This is a genomic window from uncultured Brachyspira sp. (assembly GCF_949287625.1).
Taxonomy (GTDB): Bacteria; Spirochaetota; Brachyspiria; order Brachyspirales; family Brachyspiraceae; genus Brachyspira.
Genome location: NZ_CASEGO010000068.1, coordinates 1 through 22,793, shown reverse-complemented (window position 1 = coordinate 22,793; position 22,793 = coordinate 1). Strand labels below are relative to the sequence as shown.

Below are 22,793 nucleotides of genomic sequence, written 5' to 3'. Positions count from 1 at the left end.
TTTTAAATTTTTATTTCTCTTCAAATTAAATGGCGTAAGTATTTCTAAAGAACGAAAAGTTTTCATATTAGCATTAATCATTATAGAATTAATAAAATCTAAAAGTATAGCCTCACTGCTTCCTTTATCAGTAAATAGATAGCGTATAAAATAATCATTCAAAGGATTAAAGCATTTTATTTGTTTGGTATTTATATTTTTTCCCATAAAAATATTATACTAAAATAATTATAAATTGTCAAAATTTAAAAAGTGTATACTTGTTACGCATACACTTTATTATATTTACTAATCAAAAAATTTGTTATCTAAAAAAACATATTCAAATTAGAATTAACACATATATTTTATAAAAAATTAAATTTCTTCTCCATTTTCTATTTTTGTGAGAAGCTCAACTCTTCTAGCATGGCGTCCGCCTTCATATTCAGCATCAAGCCATTCTTTTACTATCATTTTAGCTAAATCAACTCCTACAACTCTAGCTCCAAATGCTATTATATTAGAATTGTTATGCTGTTTGGAAAGTTTAGCAGAATAAGGTTCACTGCAGACTGCTGCCCTTATTCCTTTAACTTTATTTGCTGCTAATGATATGCCAATGCCTGTTCCGCATATTAAAACGCCTCCTTCGTATCTTCCGCTTACTACCTCATCAGCAACTTTTTTTCCATATATGGGATAATCTACACTTTCAGAAGTGTAAGTTCCAAAGTCTTTTACTTCATGTCCTAATTCTTCTAAATATTTTATTATTTCTTTCTTTAACTCTATAGAAGAATGATCTCCGCCTATAGCTATTTTCATGTTTTTATTTCCTTTTATTTTTTAGTTTTTAATTAAAATAGTTTTGTATAAAAATGGCAATAAGGCATAGAACCTTTTTTAGCATAATAATCCTGATGATAGTCTTCTGCTTCATAAAAATTTTTATACTCTCTTAATGTAGTTGCCACATCATAATTTCTTTCTCTAAGCATTTTAATATATTTCTCTGCAATTTCTTTTTCTTCTTCATTTTGATAGAATATAGCAGATAAATACTGCGAACCTATATCAGGACCCTGACCATTTTTTTGAGTAAAGTCATGAGTTTCAAAGAAAAGTTTTACAAGCTCTTCATAAGTTGTTTTTTCAGGATCATAACATACTCTCACTGTTTCTAAATGTCCTGTAAGCCCAGTGCATACCTCTCTGTAAGTAGGATTAGCCTTATGTCCCCCAGCATATCCGCTTACAACAGAAATAACACCTTTAGATTTTTCAAACCAATATTCTGTTCCCCAAAAGCAGCCTGAAGAAAAATATGCATATTTAACATTGTTTGGTATTTCTGTTTTAGTCATATCATTGTCCTTGTTATTAATATTTTGGCTGTTTAATTTTTGAGAACAGGATATTACTGATAATAAAGATAAGATTGTTATTATAATTTTTTTTATCATCGTATTCTCCTATAATTTTATTTGATTTATTTATTTGCAGAATTTTCATTTGTGAATTTGTTTATAAAATTAAGAGAAACGGAATTTATGCAATACCTTGTTTCTTTTTCAGTAAATCCCTCATTATAAAATACATGCCCCAAATGTCCTCCGCAATTTGCACATACCACTTCAACTCTGTTTCCGTCTTTTTCCAATTTTATATTTTCTATTATAGCATCATCAAAACTAGGCCAGCCAGTACCGGAATTAAATTTTGCTTCAGAATGAAATAAAGGAGTATCGCATATTTTGCATGTATATATTCCGTCTTCTTTATTATTTAATAACTCTCCTGTAAATGGAAGCTCTGTACCCTTATTTATTAGTACATGATATTCTTTTGCAGATAGAGTTTTAGTTCCGTCACATACACTATATTTATTATCATTGGATCCATTAGTATAATTAGTATCATTATCTTCATCACATGAAATGACGCTTATAAATATTAAAATAATTAAAAAAGTATATTGTTTTATAGTTTTTATCATATATAAATTATCCTTTTAAATAATTTTTTATCTATGTGCTTTTATAGGAAAACTATAAGCAGTTCTGTCTCTTATATCAAAAATATTTCCAGAAGTATCTATTATTTTATAATCAAACATATGAGTAAATTTTTTGTATTTAATTTTAGCAGGTAATTGAATAGTTTCTATATTACCTGAATATGAATCTATTCTATAAAGTACCATACTTTCAATTTGAGTGTTTGATAATTTTTCCTGTATTATTGCAGGTGTATCTAAATATACTTTATTGTCTTCTTTAAGGTAGAAAAATCCGCCGCTGTAATGATTAAGGAATGATAAAAATTGTATTTTCCATATGATCTTTTTATTGCTGTAAAGTGAAATAGATTCATCATGATCCATTAGAAGTAAATCTTTTCCTTCTGCATTAAAAATTTTAGAAACTTTTATTTCAGCATATCCAATAGATTCTTTTGTTTCAGTTAAAGAATTAAAGTTCAAATGACATATTACTCTGTTTTCTGATATTGAAGGATATGAAAATATAATTCTTTTTTCATCAAAGCATCCGTTTTTAATAAAAATATGTTCTTTTAGAGAATGCATAATTTTTTTATTTTGTATATCATATACAAATACTTTCATAATATTTCCATCTTTAATTCTCATAAAGATATATCTTTCATTTGCAGTAAAATATGCTTCATATACATACCATTCAGTTATTTCTAATAATACTTTATTTGTACCTATTTCTATTATTTTAAATACATTATTTTTAGAATCTCCGTTTGTAACAGATATTGTCATTATTTTTGTACCATCTAATGACAGATCTATAATAGAGTATGATCTTGCATTTTTATGAAATATTCTGCAAATATCTAATTTAAAATCATATAAAAAACTATTCCAACTTCCTTTATAGTATGGAGTAAATATACCTTTATTTGTTTTTTGATCTATATAAATGTAATAATCTTCTTTATCAATTTCATTATAAACTACATTTTGCTTAGTTATCATAATACTTCTGCTCCTAATCCTTTATTTTCACTATCATCATAGGTTTTATTTTATCATAATATTCACTTTCTAATATAGCAAAATTATCATAAGTTTCTACAACTTTTGCAGATGCTATAAAATTTTCAACATTTTTATAATATCTATATTTATATAGCATTTCACTAGTATACCAAACATCTCCTTTTTCATTTGTTCTTACAGATTTGTAGCCTTCATTTTTCTGATTTGTCTGTGTGAAAATTTTAGGGCTGTTGCTTATGTTAGTTATAATATTTATTTGATTTGAATTCGGCATTTCAAGTATTTTTTCTATTTTGTATATATTAAATTCATCGCCTTTTTTTATATTATTTTTGGTACCTAAATTTATGTATATCTTATTATCTTCTACTCTTGTTATAGTACCTGTTAACGCAGGATTTCCCAAAAAATCGGATATACTTAATGCAGTTTTATTAAGAGCAATAGCTGAAGCTCTTCCTAATGCTGTTTCACTAAATAAGGCATCTTCGGCAGAATATACCTGACTATTGTTTGGAAGAGTATATGTTCCTGTATTAGTGAATGATTTTATAGTTTTTAATGAGTTTATATCTAGTAAATTTACTTTAAACTTTACATTTGCTACGTCTTTTCCGCCTTTTTTCAAATTAAAGTCTAATATTTCACCAGTTATAATGTAATCTGAATTAAATGTTTCTTTAATAAAATCTGAAGCTATTTGAAGATTAGTTACTAGTGATTTATATGAAAGCACTATATCATATGAACTAAAATATGATACTAATAAATCATAATCTGTAACATTAAACATTTTTGTATTTATAAGAGAGTCCTGCAAAACTCTAGGTATGCCATCATCTACTTTATACTCATTTATCCACTCTTCATTTTCTGAAGTAAAAGGCAGTATTGTTAGTGTAACAGAGTAAATATTAATACTATAGATTAGTATTATTGCTAATACAATTTTACTTTTAAAAAAAAACATATTTAATAGTCTTTTGTTATTTCTTTATCTTTTTTTGGCTCACGATATAACATTAATGCATTTATAGATATTAATGATAAAAGTATTCCAAAAATAAAAAATATTTTCCTAAAAATTTTCATAATACTTAGATTTCCTCTTTAAGTATTTTATTATTATAGTATAAAGTATAACAATTTCAATATAGTTAACATAAAAAATCTTGATGTAAAAACAATTTTACAAGTTTATTATTTTATGTTAAATTAAATAATATTAATTATTGTTTAATTTAATGTTTTACATGTTGTATAAATTATGTATTTAAGCTACAAAATGCAGTTCTTTCGCCACAGGCGTACAGCGTATGGTTCTTTTATACCACGCCACAGGCGGATAGACGTCATAAAAGAACTGGGGTTTTGGGCAAAGCCCCAACTATAATTTAAAAATATTAAATAAAAATTTATAAATATTAATAAATTTAGTTTTGAAACAAGTATAGTATTTAAATTAGTATACAAATATATTTGACAACTTAATTAACATAATATATTATATATTGATGACTGTGCATAAAAAAAATAATATTAATGATGATAAAGCTCTTAGAACTATAAGTCAGGCAAATAAAAAAGCTACTATGCTTGTACTTTTTTCGGCTATTATTATTGTATTTGTATTTGGTTTTATATTTTATTACTTTTTCTTTAGTAAATTAAATACTGCAAAAAAGAATGATGAGCCTTTATATTTTGCGGTATTATTTATAGATGATGACAGAGAAATTTACGGGGCATATGTAGGTATTATATCAAGTCTTCATAATAGAATAGGTATGATAGGGCTTCCTCGTAATATAGCTTTATGGGAAAACAGCAAGGATTCGCCCCCTGTAGCTTTAGAGGATTTATATAAAAACGGCGGAGAAAATGCCGTTTTTAGGGCTATAGAAACTTCTGTAGATAAAAAAATAAGTTACAGAATTGCTATTGATAATAATCAAATTTCTGATATTATAGACCTGATAGGCGGTGTGAAAATGTATGTTGAAGAGCCTATAGAGTTTAAAGACGAGGAGAAAGGATACGAGCTTTCATTTGGTATAGGTGAATGGCTTTTTACAAGCAGCAAAGTAATATCATATCTGCATTATCTTCAAATGAACGGATACAGCGATATAGAAACGCTTTACAGATTAGAAGATGTGATAATTAATTCTATGATAGGATTTATACAAAGTCCTCAGCTTAGAAATATTCTTCATTCTAAAGATATGAGAAATGCTGTAGCTTCAAAGGTAAAAAGTAATTTAAGACCTCCAGATATGAAGGCATTTTTGGATATACTTGCAAACAGCAATGAAAGAACATTAGTTATAGAAAATATAGATGCAAGACTAGATGATAACGGGGTATTAACTCCTATATTTGAAGGAAGTGCTTTTATCAAACAGATGGACGATTTAACATTATATGTAGAGCTAAAAACTCAGAAAAGCGAGTTAACTAATGAGGATGTGAGTTTAACGGTACTTAATGCTACTACAGTTGCAGGTCTTGCCGACAGAATAAATATAAGAATGCGTTATAGAGGATTTGCAGCAGGAGAGTACGGCAATTTCACTACCAACCTAAATGAAAGTGTTGTACTTATAAGAGACGGTCAGATAGAAAAGGCATTTATGGTGGCAAATGAGGGTAGGGTAAGCCGAGTATATGCCAAAACTGACAGAAGAGTATTAAATAATGCAGTATTAATTTTGGGGAATGATTACTATGAAATTACACAATAACAATATTAATAACGAAAATAATAATGAATTAAATTCTAACAAATCAAAGCCTAAAAAGAAGAAATTTATAGACAGAGAAAAAGCTAAGGAATTAACTTTAAAGGCAGCTAAGGCTTTAGATGATAAAAAACTAGAAAACATTACAATTCTTGATTTAGACGGAGTAACAACTCTTTCAGACTATTTTATATTGGCAACAGCATCTTCATCTCCTCAAATGAAAGCTGGTTCTGATGCCGTTTATAAGGAATTAAAAGAAGAAGGTGTTTTGCCTTATGCTGAAAATGATAATGATCCTGAAGCTGTTTGGTATTTAAGCGATTATGGTTTTTTGGTAGTGCATATTTTTACAGAAGAGGGCAGAGAGTATTATAATTTGGATAAATTGTGGCATGAAGCTAAAAAAATAGATTTAGTATAATATTTATTAAGGAGTATCTCTATGAAAAAAATTACACTCATTATTTTATCTATTATGTTGGTATTTGCTAAATTATCATTTGCTGACAGCGGATGGCAGTTTAATATTATGGTGCCAATAGGAGCTAGTTTTAGTTTTTATAATGTTAGTTTTAATACATCTCAGGCTACGGAAGATTATATTAACAATTATAGAAAAAGCAGCGGAATAGTAGGATTTGATGCTGGTGTAAATTTGCAGGCTGGATATTTGATAACAGATGGAGACAAGGGTATAAGTTTACTTCTTGATTTGGGATATGCTCATGATTCTTTCGGACTATCAAGTTCCTATGATGAAAATAATGTAAATGTTAAAGTAAAAGAATATTATACTTTTGAAAATCTATCTATAGGAATACTTCCTAAATTTCATTACGATAAGTTTGCATTTGGTTTGGGTGTAGGGGTAAAACTTCCATTATATCTTACTCACTCTACAGAAATATCCAAAGATAATACAGCTACAAGAACTTACGGATATTATAATGCTTCAAAAATGAATACAGTTATGAAAAATGCTGTTATGACTTATGTTAAACTTACTTTTGACTATTCTTTTTATGTTCATGAAGATGTTGCTCTTTTACTTGGAGCTTATGTTGGTACAGATTTCGGTATAGATTTACGAGGTGCTGAGTTAGTTATGGTAGACAGCAGGAATCTAGCTTCATTTGATTTTGGAGTTCAGTTGGGATTAAAATTCGGAGACGGATTATTTGATAATTGATAATAATGTAATAAATTGATATATAAATTAAAATTTGCATAAGATCCGAAAATATTGCATTTAAGTATTCCTTAATTTTTTAAAGTATAACATAGGAGTATCATAATTTAAATAAGTTTCTTGATTTTTAGTTTGCCATTTTATATTTCTTAAGTATTTCAATTACTTTATTAATAATTTTTTCTTTTAATCTTATTAGGACGATTTTTTGGATTCCTGCTCTTATTTTATATATAACCTGTTTTTTAGAATTTCTTCTTATAATAATAAGTTCGAATACTAATATTAAATTTTAGATCCTGACCTCTTTTATTTTTAGATTTATTAATCATTAATACTATCTTTATTTATGATTTGTATTATATTGTTTCATAGGTATTCATTTTTTATTTGTTGTAATTTAAATTATAAGTAATACCTGCTTTTTGAAACTAAAAATAATATCTATGGCTCTTAAACAAAATTATTTTTATGCTGTGCTTGAATTTTTACTAATATATGATATATTAAATCTTTATGGAACATATTATATTTTTTATATCAAATTTTGTACATATATTTTTTTAGAATACTGCATTCTCTTTATTGAGAAGAAGTATTCTTTTTTTATAATTTAATATTAATAATCAAAGGCTTATATAAAATGTTTTTAGAAGACTCAGTTGTAATAGACAATATACAAATATCAGATGATAAATATATTATTAAAGTAAAGTCAAAAGGAAGTTATAAATATTCAAAAGCAGGGCAGTTTTTCATGCTTAAAAGTAATACCTTCTTAAGACGTCCTATAAGTCTACATTATATTGATAATGATATATTAGAGTTTTATTATCAAGTAAAGGGTGAAGGCACAAAATATTTATCACAATTGAAAAAAGATGATATTCTTAATATTCAAGGTCCTTTAGGTAATGGATTTGATATATCTTTTAAAAATAAAAATATACTTCTTGCTGCTGGCGGAATGGGAATAGCACCTTTCAAACTTTTGATAGAAAAATTATTAGAGAACAATAATTCTATAACTTTAATAATGGGCGGAGCTAATGAAACTGCCATAAAAATAATAAAAAGATTTGATACAAGCAGCATTAACTTATATATTACAACAGATGACGGATCTGTAGGAGATAAATGCAATACAGTAGATAAAACAAAAGAATTATTAAAACAAAAAAGTTTTGATATTATATATACCTGCGGACCTACTGTTATGATGAAGGGGATAGTAAATATAGCCAATGAGAATAATATACTTTGTTATGCTTCGCTTGAAGAGAGAATGGCATGCGGAGTTAATGCATGTTTGGGATGCAATATAGAAATAAAAGATAATAATTCAGAAAGCGGATATACATTAAAAAAAGTTTGTCATGACGGACCAGTATTTGATTCTAAATTATTAAATATTTAAATAACGGATATTATTATGAGCAGATTGAATATAAATTTTTTGGGTAAAGAATTAAAAAATAATGTTATAACATCTTCAGGCTGTTTTGGTTTTGGAGAGGAGTACAGTAATTATTTTGATATTAATGAGCTTGGTGCTGTTAACTTAAAAGGAATAACTTTAAATAAAAAAGAAGGCAATAAAGGCACACGCATAGCAGAAACTCCTTCTGGAATGATAAACTGTATAGGGCTTGAAAATCCTGGTATAGAATATTTTAAAAACAATATAGTAAAAAATATTAAATATACTTCTCCTATAATATTAAATATAAATGGTGCTGATACTGATGAATATATTAAAGTAGCTGAAATAGCTAATGAAATAGAAAGAGTTGATTTTGTAGAGCTTAATATATCATGTCCGAATGTAAAAAATGGAGGTATGGCTTTTGGTGCAAGCTGCGAGAGTGCTGAAGCCATTACAAAGGCTGTTAAAAAAGTGCTTAGTAAAAAACCTTTAATAGTAAAACTTTCTCCGAATGTAACTGATATAGCAAGTATAGCAAAAAGTGCTGAATATGCAGGTGCTGACAGTGTATCTTTAGTTAATACATTTTTGGCTATGAAGATAGATACAAAAACTAGAAAGCCTTTACTTGGCAATATATTCGGAGGTTTGTCAGGTTCATGTATACGTCCTATAGCTGTAAGAATGGTTTATCAGGTATATAAAGCTGTGAAAATTCCTATTGTCGGTATGGGAGGAATTACTAATTATAATGATGCTTTGGAGTTTATAATGGCTGGGGCTTCTTTAGTTTCTATAGGGGCTGGCATATTTTCAAATCCTACACTTCCTATAGAGGTTATTAATGGAATAGATAATTATCTTAAAGAAAATAGTATAAATAATATAAAAGACTTAATAGGGGCGGCACACTTATAAAATTTAATAATATTTTGATATATAATAGATAAATTATAAAGGATAAATTTTATGATAAAATTAACTGACGATCCAAAAGAGAGATTAATTATAGCATTAGACTTTAACTCTATGGGAGAGGCAACTAAACTTATAGATGAGCTTGGAGATGAGGCAGTATTTTATAAGGTTGGTCTTGAGCTTTTCTTATATACTAAAGGAGAAATAATAGAGTATTTGGCAAGTAAAAATAAAAAGGTATTTCTTGATCTAAAATTTCATGATATACCTAATACTACCGCTATGGCTTCTCTTTTTGCAGCTAAACAAAATATATTTATGTTTAATGTTCATACAAGCGGCGGAAAAAAGATGATGGAAAGAACTGTTGAGGAGATAAAAAAATTAAATAAAGATAATCTTATAATAGGGGTAACAATACTTACAAGTCTTTCTGAAAATGATGTTAAAAATATGTTCAGTTCCAACTTACCATTAACAGATTTAGCAGTTAATTGGGCAAAATTAGGAAAAGAAGCTGGACTTGACGGAGTGGTATGCTCTCCTAAAGAGGCTAGTATAATAAAAAAAGAATGCGGAGAAAACTTCAGAACAGTATGCCCGGGTGTTAGACCTAAATGGGCTAGTGCTGATGATCAGGAGAGAATAATGACTCCGAAAGAAGCTATAGAAAATGGATGCGATTATTTGGTTGTAGGAAGACCTATTACAAGAAGTGAGGACAGAGTAAAAGCATGTAAAATGGTTGTAGAAGAAATTGCAGAAGGAATAGAACATAATAAAAAATTAAAGGCAAGATTAATAGCTGGGGCTTTACTTGAAACTAAAGCTGTTAAACTTAATGTGAAAGAACCATTTACTTTTGTGTCTGGAATAAAAAGTCCTATATACTGCGATAATAGATATGTTATAGGTTTTCCAAAATACAGACAGGTTATAGTTGATGCTTTTGTGAGTATATTAAAAGATAAAGATTTTGATGTTATAGCTGGTACGGCTACTGCTGGAATACCTTGGGCTTCTTTTATAGCTTATGAGCTTAATAAACCGTTATGCTATATAAGAGCAGAGAAAAAAGAACATGGAAGAGGCAAGCAGATAGAGGGTGCTGAATGCGATGGAAAAAAATTAATATTAATAGAAGATTTGATTTCAACAGGCGGAAGTTCTATAAAAGCATTTGAAGCTGCTAAAAATGAAGGTGCTATTGGTCTTGAGATTATATCAATATTTTCTTATGAGTTTGAAAAAGCATATAAAAACTTTGAAGAAGCTGGAATAAAATTCTCATCACTCTCTAACTTTACATCTCTTATGGAAATAGCTAAAGATGAAAATTATATAACAGAAGATGAACTAGAGAAAGCATTAGAATGGAATAAAAATCCCGATGAATGGGGAAAATAGATTAAAAAAAATGGCTTTTAGTAGATAATATTAAAAGCCATTATAAAATACAACAATAATAATTATTATTTTATAAGTTTTCTCATATATCTGAAGAAATCTTCTTTTTCTTTCGGAGAAATCATACATGTGTTTAAAAATACTTCCATAATTTCCTGATTAACACTTCCCATAGCAGCTTTAACAGCAAGAGACTGATTAAGTATATCTCCGCAGTATTCACCCTTAGCAAGCATTTTTTTCATTCCTTTAATTTGTCCTTCTATTCTGTTTAATCTTATTATAAGTCTTTTTCTTCTTTCTACAGCTTCTTCTCTGTCAAATTTAGATACTTTATTGCTGTCTCCGAAATGTTTATTCCAAGCCTTTAATCCGCCTTCCAAGACATAAAGGTTATTAAAACCCTCTTCTTTCATATATTCAGCCGCTTTCATGCTTAATTTTCCTATAGAACAATAAAGCAGATAAGGGGTATTTTTATCTAGTTTGGATATTTCTCTTTTAAATACTCTAGGTTTAAGGAAATCCATAGAAACGGAATCTTCAATCATACCCTCATAGTTATGCTCCATTTCTGTTCTTACATCAAGTATAACTACGTTTTCAGTATTTTTAATAATTTCACCAGCCTCCGAAGGCGATACTATATTTAATCCATTTTCTATTACCATAATTTACATCCTTATAAAAATCTTCTTATTATTATATTTCTATTATAGTTTATATTATATAAAAAAAATAGATTTTTACAAAATATTTTTTGAAATAAAAATGTAAAATGTTATTTATTATGAATAAAAATAGCCATTTTTTTTACAAAATAGCTATCTTTATCACATATTTTACAATTATTTAAAATAACCTGTTAAAATAGGTTTTCTTCCAGTAACTTTGTCATTATAGTATTCATATTGAGATAAACCTACAAATCCGCCTGAAACATTAATAACATTATCAAAACCTATGTTTTTTAATATTTTGCATGCAGTATAGCTGGTTAATCCAGTTTTGCATGTAATATATACTGGTCTGTCTTTAGGAACTTCATTGTATCTGCTTCTTAAAGCTCCGAGAGGTATATTAACTGCTTTTTCCAAGTGTCCTGCAGCAAAATCTTCAGGAGGTCTTACATCTAGGAAATAAGCATCTTTTTCTACTAATTCTCTTACTTGACTGAAATGAACTTGTTTGAAATCTCCGTTTCTTAGATTTGAAGCTACATATCCTGCAAAGTTTACAGCATCTTTAGCAGTACCGAATGAAGGAGCATAGCATAATTCTAAATCTTTTAAATCATCTATAGTACCGCCGAATTTTATTAAAGTAGCTATAACATCTATTCTCTTATCAACATTTCCCTTACCTATAGCCTGAGCACCTAAAACTTTTCCAGTAGGAACTTCATATATGAGTTTGAAATGAAGAAGTCTTGCAGAAGGCATTATTGATACGCCGTCAAAAGGTATAATTTCAACTGTATCATAATCTATATTTAAATTCATAGCTTTTATTAAACCTTCAGAAAGTCCAGTAGAAGCTCCGTTATATCCAAATACTTTTATAACAGATGAGCCTATAAATCCTCTGTTATCAACAGTTCTTCCATTAATATGATCAGCAACGGCTCTTGCCTGTTTCTGAGCAGGTCCTGCTAAAGCCAATTTGAAATAATCATTAAATAAAGGACTGTAAACTTCTATAGCATCGCCTACAGCATAAATATCTTTGTCATTAGTACGATAATTTGCATCAACTTTAATTGCTTTTGTTTTTCCTAATTCTATTCCAGCTTTAACTGCTATATCAGTTTCTGGAGCAACTCCTATAGCAAGAATAACAGCATCAGCCTCTATTTTTTTACCAGAACCCAAAATAACTGTATTGGTATCAAAACTATCTACTTTATCATTAACAATCAAATCAATGCCATTATCAATTAATTCTCTATGAAGAATCTGAACCATATCATAGTCAAAAGGCTTCATTATTTGAGGTAATGCTTCTACTATTGTTACATTATATCCTACTTTTTTTAAGTTTTCAGCCATCTCTATACCGATAAATCCTCCGCCTATAACAGTAACTTTAGCATTAGGTTTTCCATTAAGAAAATTATGTATTTTACTTATATCAACAACATTTCTTACAGTAAATACATTAACTTTATCCATTCCTTTAAAAGGAGGTACTATTGGTTTTGCTCCCATAGAAAGTATAAGTTTGTCATAGCTTTCTTTATATTCCTTTCCCTCAGATACAACAGTAACTTCTTTTTTCTCTCTATCTATTGCTATAACTTCGCTGTTTATTCTGGCATCTACATTAAATTGTTTTAAAAATTTCTCAGGATTCATTAAAAGCAAAGTTTCTTCATTTGGAATCAATCCTCCTATATGATATGGAAGCGAACAGTTAGAAAAAGATACATGAGGACCTTTTTCAAACATTATAATTTTATCCTCTTCATTTAATCTTCTAAGTCTTGCAGCAGCAGAAGCACCTCCTGCAACACCGCCTACTATTAATATTTTTTTCATCTTAAAACTCCGTTATTATTTGTATTTACATACCTAGTATACGTATAATATAAAAAGAAGTCAATATTTTTACACAAAAAAACACAAAAAATAAATAAAATTCTTCTTATTCTATGTAATAATATTATTAATAGAAAGAAGCGGCTTTAATAAAATACTTTATATCACAAAATAATTTTTTAATATTTTTTACGTTTTTTTATTGTAAAAATTGTATTAATTTTAATAAATAATCCATATATTCCGATACTTAATTATGTATAAATAATAAGTCTCTGGAGGTTATAAATGGGAGTTTATTCTATTTATTCATCTGAAATGTTTCCATTGACTAGACATATGACTTCTGCAGGATTAAATGTTTACAACTCTTCAGCTTATGGTTCTGCTCAATCTGCTGAAAAAGTTGCAAGTATGGTAATTCCTCAAGGAGCATCTGTAGCTATTAATAACAACATTGGAAAGAGTTTAGATGTATATGCTTAATTATTGTTCATGACCAATTGCATTATAAAAAAATGCAGTTGGTCATACAATTAATTATTTAAATGACTTATTATCATAATACATTCCGTTAATTTTTATTTTTCTATTTTTTATAAAATTTTCTTGATTAAATTTTTTATTGGTTTACAATTATTATATAAATAAGTTTTATACACTATATTATAAATGGAGGACATTATGGATATTTCAGCTTATAATTCTTATTCAACAGCTATGCTTAAACAAGATATATCTTTAAGCATGATAAGAAAAACTTCTGACATGCAGGCTCAGGCAGTTGACAAAATAATGAGCAGTGTTCAGCCTCAGACGGTTTCTGCTCCAGTAAGACCTGGTATTGGTCAGAATTTAAATGTTTACGCATAAAAAACTGATTTTGTTTAAGGGGCTGCTTTTATGAAAAGGCAGTCCCTTTTTGTATTTAAATAAATATATTATATCCCGCTATAAGAAGATAAAAATTACTTTTTTCCCAAATAGTCATTTTATAAATTGTTTTTTTAATTAAAATTATTATATATCATAATTAACACCAGTAATTACTATAAAAAATGGGAGTTTTTTATGATAGATAACGAAGCTGTATTAAAAAATTTAGGTCAAAATATAAGAGAATTAAGAAAAAATAAAAAGATGACTATAGATGAGCTTGCCGAAAAATCTTCGCTTTCTGGAAAGTATCTGCAAGGTGTGGAAGTGGGAAACAGAAATATATCTATAAAAAATTTAAATAAAATATGTAAGGCATTAGAAACATCTCCAGACACATTACTTAATATGAGATCCTATAATTTAAAAAACTCAGAAGAAAAAATATTTGCTATTTCTGAAAAGCTAAAAAAATTTGAAGAAAATAAGTTGGATTTTATAGGAAGTATGCTTGATCATCTAAATAACATAATAACAGAGCAGGGTAAAAATCAGCAAGTAAATAATAGCAAAGAAAATAAGTAATAAATATTTGTTTTATGAGTTTTTAACATAGTATTAAATTATCATCATTGTAATTCATTAATTTAAAAAATATTAACGAAATGTATATTTCTTTATTAAATTGTTATAAAAAATGAAAACATTTCTTATTATGTTTTCTAATAAGAATATATACCTAAACAACTATATTTTGTCAAAAGTTAGTTTTTCAAATTTATTGTTTGTGGCGGCTTTGCCAGTCGTGCTGACCCAGTTCTTTTGTGACGCTGTACGCCTCGCTCTGCGGAAAAGACTGCATTTGACGAAGTCCACCTCGCTCTGCGTGCCTGTGGCAAGGTGTAGCCCAAATTTCAGGTATTATCATATATTTAATACATATCTTTAAAATATAAAGTTCTAGTAATTGAGTTTTTCTCTCTGCATGCCTTTGGCAAAAACTTTGGCGAAGCCCGCCTGCGACTGAAGGAAGTACTGTTAAGTATGGCGTGTGCGGCAAAAAAGTTGATAATTTTATATAATGTACATCAGTTGACAAAATGAAATCGTTCCAGTATCTCTTATAAAAATAAAATATATTTAGTAAAATATTTAAGTGTATGTACTTTCTTTTTAATATATTGCTATTTTAATCATTTTAATTTATTATACAAAACTATAATACGTATGGGGGATATATAAAAAAATTTATTATATTATTAACTATGTTTTTATTTAGTATGTGCTTAAACGCTCAAATTGTTAATAAAAGCAAAGTTTCTGAGCAATTAAGAGATTATGTATATGAATGAAATATTAAAGAAGTTGAAAATATTCTTGAAAAATATGATGTTGATATAAATAATTATTATGATGAGCATTTTACATTATTATCAGATGCCGTTATAAATAATAATATAGAAATGGCTGAACTTCTTTTGAAATACAAAGCAGATATTAATGCTGTGGTAGATATTAAGAGTAGTGTATTAATGATTGCAGTTGATAATAACAATATGGAAATGGTTAAACTACTTTTAAGTTATGGTGCTGATATTGATTATCAAGGCTTTAGAGGAATAACTGCATTATTTTCTGCTTTAGAATATGATAGAAAAGAAAATATTGAAATGGTAAAACTCTTAATAAAAAATAAAGCTGATGTTAATATAGCTTATAGTGGAGATAGAGGAAATGAAGAAACACCTTTAATGTATGCTGCTATGAAAGGTTATAAAGAAACGGTAAAAATATTAATTGAAAATAAAGCTCTTGTAAATAAAAGAAATAGAAATAATGTTAATGCTTTGATTTATGCTTATATGTTTGGACATGATGATATAGCAGATATTTTACTTCAAAATGGTTCTGATTCTTTGGATAAAAGTTTGAATGCAGCTAATCTTAATGAGGCAACTTTACTTAGTGATAATGCTCCTTTAATAAATGCTTCAAGAAATTCTACTAATGAGATATTTTTACAGAAGCTAATTTATAACGGTGCAGATGTAAATTATAAAAATTACAATGGAGATACTGCATTGATAGAGGCTGCCCTTAATGGTAAAATTAATTTTGTAAAATTACTTATAAAAAATAATGCAGATGTTAATGTTCAAAATATGGGCGGCATGACAGCATTAATGTGGGCTTGTCATAGAGGTGATTTAGAAATGACAAAAATGCTTTTATATGCTGGTGCTGATAAAAGCATAAAAAAAGGTAATAGAGATGCATTGTATCATGCCAGAGAATACGGAGAAAATGAAGAGGTAATAAAATTACTAACAAAATAGTTATAGCGTTTATAAAAAGTGCATGCATTACATGTATGAACTTTTTTATTGTTAAAAATATAAAAATTTAATAAACTTTACTTTTATAATTATTTTTGTATAATAATACTATGAAAGATTTGGATAGATTAAAACAAATATTAAACGAACCTGTTACAATTGATAATTTAAATAGAATCAATGATTATTTTATACGATATTTATTTTCACATACAGGTAATGAACATATAGCTTTAAATTTCATTAATGCCGTATTTAAAGATTTGGACTTTGAAACTTTTAAGAAAATAGAAATATTAAACCCGTTTAACATAGCAGAGAACTATGATGAAAAAGAAAGTATTGTAGATATAAAAGCAACTACAGAAACAGGTATAACCGTTTTAATAGAGATACAATCAAGAGGAAATGAAGATTTTATAAAAAGAGCTTTGTATTATTGGGCTTATAATTATAGTTCTAGTTTAAATAGAGGTTCTTTTTATGATGAATTAAAACCTACTGTAAGTATCAATATTACAAATTTCATACTTACAGATGAAGATAAAGTGCATAGCTGTTATATTTTAAAAGAATTAAATAATAATAAAATTTTAACGGATCATTGTCAATTGCATTTCCTTGAGCTTCCTAAATTCAATTTAAAAAATATTTCTGCAATAGAAAGTTTAGACAACATACATAAAGAATTTATTTCTTGGATAAAATTTTTTAAGGGGGAAGAGATGTCTATTTTAATGAAAGAAAATACTATATTCGAAGAAGTAGAAAAAAAATGCCGTACATTTGTTAATGATAGTCCAGTAATGGATAAGTATAAAAAACGAGAAGTAGATACATATTTCTTTAATAAGAGTATGGAGTTGGATATAAAGAAGGCTAAAGAAGAAGGTATTAAAGAAGGTATTAAAGAAGGTATTAAAGAAGGTATTAAAGAAGGTATTAAAGAAAATCAAATATTAACGGCTAAAAATATGAAAAAAGAAAATATAGATGTTAATATTATAAGTAAAATAACAGGATTGAGTATACAAGAAATAGAAAAATTATAATAAAAATAAATAAAAAATTATAATATAAAAGCTATAATAAAAAGTGTATGCATTATATGTATGCACTTTTTTATTAATATATTGCAATTTCAATTATTTTAATTTATGATACAAAAATCAAAATACATACGGACGGTTTACTATGAAAAATTTTATTTCTATAATTGCAGCATTTATTTTAATGATTACTATAATTTCCTGCGGAGGCGGTAATAAAAAAACAGGACAAACAGAAAATACTCAAACTAATCAAACTCAAACAAATGAACAAGTATATATCAATCCAACAACTACAAATGAAAATCATAATACAGATATAGATATTAATAAAACTAAATATACTAATGAATATATTCAAGGCACAGAGTTAGATCCTATACCTACAGGATATAGTAAAATAGATGAAATACTTAATGAACATAAATATAAAGCACCAATATACGAAATATCAAAATTATTAGCAGAGGAAGGACTAGAAGGAAAAATTACTGAAATGACAAATTTTGGTGATAACTACAATAATTACATATATAAAGATTCTACTCCTTTGTTTTTGGCAGTACAATTCGGATACAATGATTTGGCAAAAGAGCTTATAAAAGAAGGTGCTGATGTTAATGCCAGAGCAAGCGATATGGAAACAGAAGATGGTATTGATATGCTTTATTATGCTGTTGAAAATAATAATGTTGAAATGAGTAAAATCTTAATTGATAAAGGACTTGATGCAGGCAGAAATTATGGTTATGAATATCCTTATTATTTAACAGATATCGCTATTAGAAACAATAATAATCTTGATATGCTTAAAATACTTCTACAAAGCGGAGATATTGATTTGGAATCAAGCTTAATTCCTGATGCCATAGAAGAAAATAATATAGAAATGGTTAAATATTTATTATCTATAGGACAAGATGTAAATGCTCAAATATTTGCAGATGGATTTTGGATTAACTCTCCTATGAAAGTAGCAGCTCAAAATGGCAATATAGAAATAGCTAAGCTTTTAATTGATGAAGGAGCAAATTTAAACTCAAGTGATGATTATATATATAATGCAATAGATTATGGTAATTATGATATAGCTAAATTATTAATAGATAATGATGTTTTTAATCTTAATACTAATACAACTAGAGAAGAAGCTATAGAATTAGCAAAGAAGCAAAAATATTATGAAATGGAAAAATTATTATCAAGCGAAGATTCTAACAATATAGACGGATATGATGAATTAATGAATGCTGTATCAAAAGGAGATATGAAAGCATTAGAAAAACTTATAAAAGATGATACTGATTTAAATAAACAATATGATAATATTACACCTCTTAATTTAGCTGCTGCTAGAAATGATAAAGAAATGGTGAAATTTTTAGTAGAAAAAGGTGCTGATATAAATTTAGAAGATGGATACGGATATACTCCTTTAATGAAAGCAATAGATTATTATAATATTGGTTTAGCTAAAAATATTATTGATTTGAAGCCTGATTTAAATGCTGTATGTTCAGCAACAGGCGATACTCCTTTAACATATTTAGTAAATGCCAAGAAGTACGGCGGCGGAGCGGATCTTTGTTATTATATGATAAAAAATGGTGCTGATATAAATAAAAAGAATAAAGAAGAAAATACTCCATTAATGATTGCAGCTGCAAGTTATAATTATGGTATTGTTGGAGTTCTTGTAAATATGGGTGCTGATTATAATATTAAAAACAAAGAAGGAAAAACAGCCATTGATATTGCTTCAGCTAGAGATGATACATCAGCGCTTCATCACATGACTAATCCAAGCGATTTAGAACATTATCTTAGTTATTAATAAATAATAAAAAAGTGTATGCCTTATATGTATGCACTTTATTATTTGCAGTTTTTCAAATTTTGACAATTTATGTTTATTTTAGTATAATATATTTTATGGAAAAAAAATCAAATATTAAAAAAATCAAATATTTCAATCCTTTGAATGATTATTTTATACGCTACCTTTTTACTGATAAGGGAAGCAGTGAGTCTATACTTTTGGACTTTATCAATTCTATAATGCTTAATGCTAATATGAAGATTTTCCGTTCAGTAGAAATTTTAACTCCATCGCCGAAGGCGGGCAGTCGCCTTAATTTGAAGAAAAATAAAAATTTAAAGGAGACAATAGTAGATGTAAAATGTATTACTCAAAACGGTTCAAGTAGTCATAATAGAAATACAGTTACAAGGTAATTCAAGATTCCCAGAACGTATCTTATATTATTGGGCAGCTAATTATAGTAAGTTATTAAAACATGGTGAAAGATATGATGAGCTTACACCAGTAATAAGTATTAATTTACTTAATTTTAATTTGGATAAAAATAAAAATATACATTCCTGCTATATGCTTTATGAGATGAATAATAAAAAGTTGCTAACTGATCATTTACAAATACATATAATAGAATTAAAAAAGTTTAAGAAAAATATATTGGCTAAAGATTTAAACTGTTGGTTAAAAATGTTTACAAGTAAAAATTTGGAGGCATCTATGTCTGAAATAGTAAAAGAAAAACCTATAATGGAAGAAGTACAGAAAAAATATAATAATTTTGTCAAAAGTAAATTAATGATGATGGAATATGAAAAAAAAGAGGCTTATTTATATGGTAATCAAATAATGCTTGATGAAGAAAGAAGATTAGGAATTGAAGAAGGAATTAAAAAAGGAAAAGAAGAAGGTATTAAAGAAGGTATTAAAGAAAATCAAATATTAACAGCTAAAAATATGAAAAAAGAAAATATAGATATTAATATTATAAGTAAAATAACAGGATTAAGTATACAAGAAATAGAAAATCTATAATAAATATAAAAGTTACAATAAAAAGTGCCTGCATTATATATGTATGCACTTTTTTTGTTAAAAATATTTTTTGATTGCAATTTCAATCATTTTAATTTATGATACATAAAAATACTTATGGACGGTTTAATATGAAAAAACTTCTTTCTATCATTACAATATTTACTTTAATAATGACAGTTATTTCATGCGAAGGCAGTAATAAAGAAGCAAATCAAACATCACAAAATACTAATGAACAAAAAACTGCTTCATCGAATAATCAAAAAGAAGAAGCTAAAAAAGAATTCTTTGATATGAAATATGTTTATAAAGGTATTAGAGTAGATAAAGCTAAATTTGATGAAGAACTTAAAAATATAAGAGAAAATAATGAATATGCAAAAAGAAATTTTGATTTTCTTAATAGAAAATTTGCAAATGATGATGAAAGAAAAAAATATTCTATAGAGTTTATATCAAATGTTAATTATGATCCATTTAGTGAAACATTCTCAAGTTGGGATAGATATAATGAAGATTTGACAGATTATTATGCTGATGAATATTTATATGTTGATCAAAATTTAGCATTAAAAAAGGCAAGAGAAGAATTATTAAAATTAAATAAAAAAGATGCTGATGTTTATTTAGCTTTGTTTTTATCTCATTTTGCTTGCGATTCGCTTTATTATTTTGAAGAAGAAAAAAAGTATTTAACAGAATGGAAAAAAGCAGGCGGTACTAATATATCTATGATGATATCAAAGTATGATGATGATAATGCTTATAGCAATAAAATGAAACTAGTTGATTATATAATAGAAGCCCCTGATTCTTTAAGAGCAGAAAAATTAGCTGCTGATGCTTATAATAATGGTTTCGCTAGATATATTACAAAAAATACTGGATATATAGATTTATTTAATGAAAATAATTATTCTTTAAGTTCAATTGAATTGGAAGGTACAGCTCATGTAGCTTCAGTAATGGTAGTACCAGAAATAGTCAATACAAATATAATAAATAAATATTTAAAAACTTATGTTACAAACAGACTCAGCGATGATAAATTATATTTTGATGATGCTGAGTATTTTAGAAATTATTACGGAATTGATTTTATGGAGTATTATGATGGATGGAATGGACTTAGTTTTCTTGAGTTTAAGAAAAATACATTTTTAATTGAATCAAAAGCAAATATGCATTATTATAATCCTGAGTTTATGAATGATCATATATATGCTTCATTTGAAGAGATAAAAACTTATAATTTCAGACTTGGAGATATAGATAAAGTAGAATCTGCTGAAATTAATTCAATTTCTACAAATGATTTGAAAGATTATACTAAAGGCTCTAAATTTATAAGTTTCGGTAAATTTGATGAAGAAAAATATTTGGAGTATATAGATGAAACAATGGGTTGGCGTATATATTTTCCGTCTTTCTTTTTATGCGATATTAATAATGACGGCAAAGAAGAATTAATGCTTTCAGGGGATTATGATTATGGCGGAGGAAGAGGCGGTACAGTGAATTTTACTTTACTTTTGAAAGAGAATTTGGAAGTAGATTTTGATTCAGAAATAGGACAGCTTATTAATAACAAAGGTTTTCAAGATTTAAACTGTATTCAAAAAATATATACTGAAGATGGTAAGAATAAAATATTTTTATTAGATACAAGTTATAATAAAGCACTTGATATATTCATTGATAACAATGAAATAAAGAATGCAGAAGTTTTTGATTATATTACATATAGTTATCAGCCTAAATTGGAATGGAAAGGAAGTATACTTGACGGAGTACCTGAAGGAGCTTTAAAAACTGATGCAAGTTTTGATATGTATAAGGCAGAAAATGCATCCGATAAAGCAATAGTGTCAGACAGAACTTTGAGAATGGCTGATAAACTTATAAGCGATGCATATTTTGCTAAAAAGGCTACTTTAGATAAACAAGGTCAGGAAGAGTTACTAGAACAAAGAAGGTCAGAGATAAAAACTATTCAGGAAGCAAAAGGAGATATTAAATCAATAGAAACTGAAATGCTTAAGATTTTGAACATACAATAATTTTTAATAGTTTCAATAAAAAGTGTATGCATTATTTATGTATGCACTTTATTATTTGCAGTTTTTCAAATTTTGACAATTTGTGTTTATTTTAGTATAATATATTTATGGAAAAAAAATCAAATATTAAAAAAATCAAATATTTCAATCCTTTGAATGATTATTTTATACGCTACCTTTTTACTGATAAGGGAAACAGTGAGTCTATACTTTTGGACTTTATCAATTCTATAATGCTTAATGCTAATATGAAAACTTTCCGTTCAGTAGAAATTTTAACTCCATTTAATTTGAAGAAAAATAAAAATTTAAAGGAGACAATAGTAGATGTAAAATGTATTACTCAAAACGGTTCAGTAGTCATAATAGAAATACAGTTACAAG

The 22,793-nt window shown here is 27.1% G+C and carries 21 protein-coding genes and 2 pseudogenes; 15 read left to right on the top strand and 8 right to left on the bottom strand.

The window, feature by feature from the left end:
* The 6 genes and pseudogenes from Q1X91_RS10565 to Q1X91_RS10540 form a co-directional block, all read right to left on the bottom strand.
* Positions 1-207 (bottom strand): annotated as a pseudogene (locus Q1X91_RS10565) (hypothetical protein); the annotation flags it as partial.
* Between the two features lie 150 nt (positions 208-357).
* A complete protein-coding gene (rpiB, locus tag Q1X91_RS10560; RefSeq protein WP_300756958.1) occupies positions 358-807 on the bottom strand; it encodes a ribose 5-phosphate isomerase B in 450 nt (149 codons plus the stop codon).
* Between the two features lie 32 nt (positions 808-839).
* The gene (gene msrA, locus Q1X91_RS10555; protein WP_300756956.1) at positions 840-1,445 is read right to left on the bottom strand and encodes a peptide-methionine (S)-S-oxide reductase MsrA; all 606 of its coding nucleotides are present in this window, start codon (positions 1,443-1,445) and stop codon (positions 840-842) included.
* Between the two features lie 26 nt (positions 1,446-1,471).
* Complete coding sequence (msrB, locus tag Q1X91_RS10550) at positions 1,472-1,978, bottom strand: peptide-methionine (R)-S-oxide reductase MsrB (RefSeq protein ID WP_300756953.1); 507 nt, start codon at positions 1,976-1,978, stop codon at positions 1,472-1,474.
* A 27-nt stretch (positions 1,979-2,005) separates the two neighbouring features.
* On the bottom strand, positions 2,006-2,989 hold the full coding sequence (locus Q1X91_RS10545) for a hypothetical protein (protein WP_300756952.1): 984 nt from the start codon (positions 2,987-2,989) through the stop codon (positions 2,006-2,008).
* A 13-nt stretch (positions 2,990-3,002) separates the two neighbouring features.
* Positions 3,003-3,983: a hypothetical protein gene (locus Q1X91_RS10540; RefSeq protein ID WP_300756950.1), complete on the bottom strand. Its 981-nt coding sequence runs from the start codon at positions 3,981-3,983 to the stop codon at positions 3,003-3,005.
* A 544-nt stretch (positions 3,984-4,527) separates the two neighbouring features.
* Here Q1X91_RS10540 and Q1X91_RS10535 point away from each other — a divergent pair.
* From Q1X91_RS10535 to pyrF, 6 genes are all read left to right on the top strand, one after another.
* Entirely contained in the window at positions 4,528-5,757 is a 1,230-nt protein-coding gene (locus Q1X91_RS10535) for a LytR C-terminal domain-containing protein (RefSeq protein ID WP_300756948.1), read from the top strand.
* Positions 5,741-6,178, top strand: a complete 438-nt coding sequence (rsfS, locus tag Q1X91_RS10530) for a ribosome silencing factor (protein WP_300756946.1) — start codon at positions 5,741-5,743, stop codon at positions 6,176-6,178. Before Q1X91_RS10535 ends, rsfS begins: the two co-directional genes overlap by 17 nt.
* A gap of 21 nt (positions 6,179-6,199) precedes the next feature.
* Complete coding sequence (locus Q1X91_RS10525; protein ID WP_300756943.1) at positions 6,200-6,946, top strand: hypothetical protein; 747 nt, start codon at positions 6,200-6,202, stop codon at positions 6,944-6,946.
* Positions 6,947-7,589: 643 nt separating this feature from the next.
* Positions 7,590-8,363: a dihydroorotate dehydrogenase electron transfer subunit gene (locus Q1X91_RS10520; protein ID WP_300756940.1), complete on the top strand. Its 774-nt coding sequence runs from the start codon at positions 7,590-7,592 to the stop codon at positions 8,361-8,363.
* A 15-nt stretch (positions 8,364-8,378) separates the two neighbouring features.
* Positions 8,379-9,290, top strand: a complete 912-nt coding sequence (locus tag Q1X91_RS10515) for a dihydroorotate dehydrogenase (RefSeq protein WP_300756937.1) — start codon at positions 8,379-8,381, stop codon at positions 9,288-9,290.
* A gap of 51 nt (positions 9,291-9,341) precedes the next feature.
* Positions 9,342-10,697: an orotidine-5'-phosphate decarboxylase gene (gene pyrF, locus Q1X91_RS10510; protein WP_300756934.1), complete on the top strand. Its 1,356-nt coding sequence runs from the start codon at positions 9,342-9,344 to the stop codon at positions 10,695-10,697.
* A 65-nt stretch (positions 10,698-10,762) separates the two neighbouring features.
* Here pyrF and Q1X91_RS10505 read toward each other — a convergent pair whose 3' ends face one another.
* Positions 10,763-11,368 (bottom strand): metal-sensing transcriptional repressor, encoded by a 606-nt coding sequence (locus Q1X91_RS10505; RefSeq protein ID WP_300756932.1) that lies wholly within the window; start codon positions 11,366-11,368, stop codon positions 10,763-10,765.
* Positions 11,369-11,545: 177 nt separating this feature from the next.
* Complete coding sequence (locus Q1X91_RS10500; protein WP_300756929.1) at positions 11,546-13,234, bottom strand: FAD-dependent oxidoreductase; 1,689 nt, start codon at positions 13,232-13,234, stop codon at positions 11,546-11,548.
* 288 nt (positions 13,235-13,522) lie between these two features.
* Here Q1X91_RS10500 and Q1X91_RS10495 point away from each other — a divergent pair, with 288 nt between their 5' ends.
* The 9 genes and pseudogenes from Q1X91_RS10495 to Q1X91_RS10455 all read left to right on the top strand — a co-directional run.
* Positions 13,523-13,720: a hypothetical protein gene (locus tag Q1X91_RS10495; RefSeq protein ID WP_020004701.1), complete on the top strand. Its 198-nt coding sequence runs from the start codon at positions 13,523-13,525 to the stop codon at positions 13,718-13,720.
* Positions 13,721-13,918: 198 nt separating this feature from the next.
* The gene (locus Q1X91_RS10490; protein ID WP_300756925.1) at positions 13,919-14,107 is read left to right on the top strand and encodes a putative motility protein; all 189 of its coding nucleotides are present in this window, start codon (positions 13,919-13,921) and stop codon (positions 14,105-14,107) included.
* A gap of 198 nt (positions 14,108-14,305) precedes the next feature.
* On the top strand, positions 14,306-14,695 hold the full coding sequence (locus Q1X91_RS10485; RefSeq protein ID WP_300756922.1) for a helix-turn-helix transcriptional regulator: 390 nt from the start codon (positions 14,306-14,308) through the stop codon (positions 14,693-14,695).
* Between the two features lie 770 nt (positions 14,696-15,465).
* Positions 15,466-16,446, top strand: coding sequence for an ankyrin repeat domain-containing protein (locus tag Q1X91_RS10480; protein WP_300756961.1), 981 nt, complete (start codon positions 15,466-15,468; stop codon positions 16,444-16,446).
* 110 nt (positions 16,447-16,556) lie between these two features.
* The gene (locus Q1X91_RS10475; RefSeq protein WP_300756920.1) at positions 16,557-17,498 is read left to right on the top strand and encodes an Rpn family recombination-promoting nuclease/putative transposase; all 942 of its coding nucleotides are present in this window, start codon (positions 16,557-16,559) and stop codon (positions 17,496-17,498) included.
* 142 nt (positions 17,499-17,640) lie between these two features.
* Positions 17,641-19,329: an ankyrin repeat domain-containing protein gene (locus Q1X91_RS10470; protein ID WP_300756917.1), complete on the top strand. Its 1,689-nt coding sequence runs from the start codon at positions 17,641-17,643 to the stop codon at positions 19,327-19,329.
* 98 nt (positions 19,330-19,427) lie between these two features.
* A pseudogene (locus tag Q1X91_RS10465) lies at positions 19,428-20,346 on the top strand (Rpn family recombination-promoting nuclease/putative transposase).
* Positions 20,347-20,477: 131 nt separating this feature from the next.
* The gene (locus Q1X91_RS10460; protein ID WP_300756914.1) at positions 20,478-22,409 is read left to right on the top strand and encodes a hypothetical protein; all 1,932 of its coding nucleotides are present in this window, start codon (positions 20,478-20,480) and stop codon (positions 22,407-22,409) included.
* 107 nt (positions 22,410-22,516) lie between these two features.
* A partial coding sequence (locus Q1X91_RS10455) for a PD-(D/E)XK nuclease family transposase (protein WP_300756912.1) occupies positions 22,517-22,793 on the top strand: 277 nt, incomplete at its 3' end.

Coding starts and splice junctions, on each gene's coding strand:
- rpiB (WP_300756958.1), bottom strand. CDS start 807: ATGAAAATAGCTATAGGCGGAGATCATTCTTCTATAGAGTTAAAGAAA.
- msrA (WP_300756956.1), bottom strand. CDS start 1,445: ATGATAAAAAAAATTATAATAACAATCTTATCTTTATTATCAGTAATA.
- msrB (WP_300756953.1), bottom strand. CDS start 1,978: ATGATAAAAACTATAAAACAATATACTTTTTTAATTATTTTAATATTT.
- Q1X91_RS10545 (WP_300756952.1), bottom strand. CDS start 2,989: ATGATAACTAAGCAAAATGTAGTTTATAATGAAATTGATAAAGAAGAT.
- Q1X91_RS10540 (WP_300756950.1), bottom strand. CDS start 3,983: ATGTTTTTTTTTAAAAGTAAAATTGTATTAGCAATAATACTAATCTAT.
- Q1X91_RS10535 (WP_300756948.1), top strand. CDS start 4,528: ATGACTGTGCATAAAAAAAATAATATTAATGATGATAAAGCTCTTAGA.
- rsfS (WP_300756946.1), top strand. CDS start 5,741: ATGAAATTACACAATAACAATATTAATAACGAAAATAATAATGAATTA.
- Q1X91_RS10525 (WP_300756943.1), top strand. CDS start 6,200: ATGAAAAAAATTACACTCATTATTTTATCTATTATGTTGGTATTTGCT.
- Q1X91_RS10520 (WP_300756940.1), top strand. CDS start 7,590: ATGTTTTTAGAAGACTCAGTTGTAATAGACAATATACAAATATCAGAT.
- Q1X91_RS10515 (WP_300756937.1), top strand. CDS start 8,379: ATGAGCAGATTGAATATAAATTTTTTGGGTAAAGAATTAAAAAATAAT.
- pyrF (WP_300756934.1), top strand. CDS start 9,342: ATGATAAAATTAACTGACGATCCAAAAGAGAGATTAATTATAGCATTA.
- Q1X91_RS10505 (WP_300756932.1), bottom strand. CDS start 11,368: ATGGTAATAGAAAATGGATTAAATATAGTATCGCCTTCGGAGGCTGGT.
- Q1X91_RS10500 (WP_300756929.1), bottom strand. CDS start 13,234: ATGAAAAAAATATTAATAGTAGGCGGTGTTGCAGGAGGTGCTTCTGCT.
- Q1X91_RS10495 (WP_020004701.1), top strand. CDS start 13,523: ATGGGAGTTTATTCTATTTATTCATCTGAAATGTTTCCATTGACTAGA.
- Q1X91_RS10490 (WP_300756925.1), top strand. CDS start 13,919: ATGGATATTTCAGCTTATAATTCTTATTCAACAGCTATGCTTAAACAA.
- Q1X91_RS10485 (WP_300756922.1), top strand. CDS start 14,306: ATGATAGATAACGAAGCTGTATTAAAAAATTTAGGTCAAAATATAAGA.
- Q1X91_RS10475 (WP_300756920.1), top strand. CDS start 16,557: ATGAAAGATTTGGATAGATTAAAACAAATATTAAACGAACCTGTTACA.
- Q1X91_RS10470 (WP_300756917.1), top strand. CDS start 17,641: ATGAAAAATTTTATTTCTATAATTGCAGCATTTATTTTAATGATTACT.
- Q1X91_RS10460 (WP_300756914.1), top strand. CDS start 20,478: ATGAAAAAACTTCTTTCTATCATTACAATATTTACTTTAATAATGACA.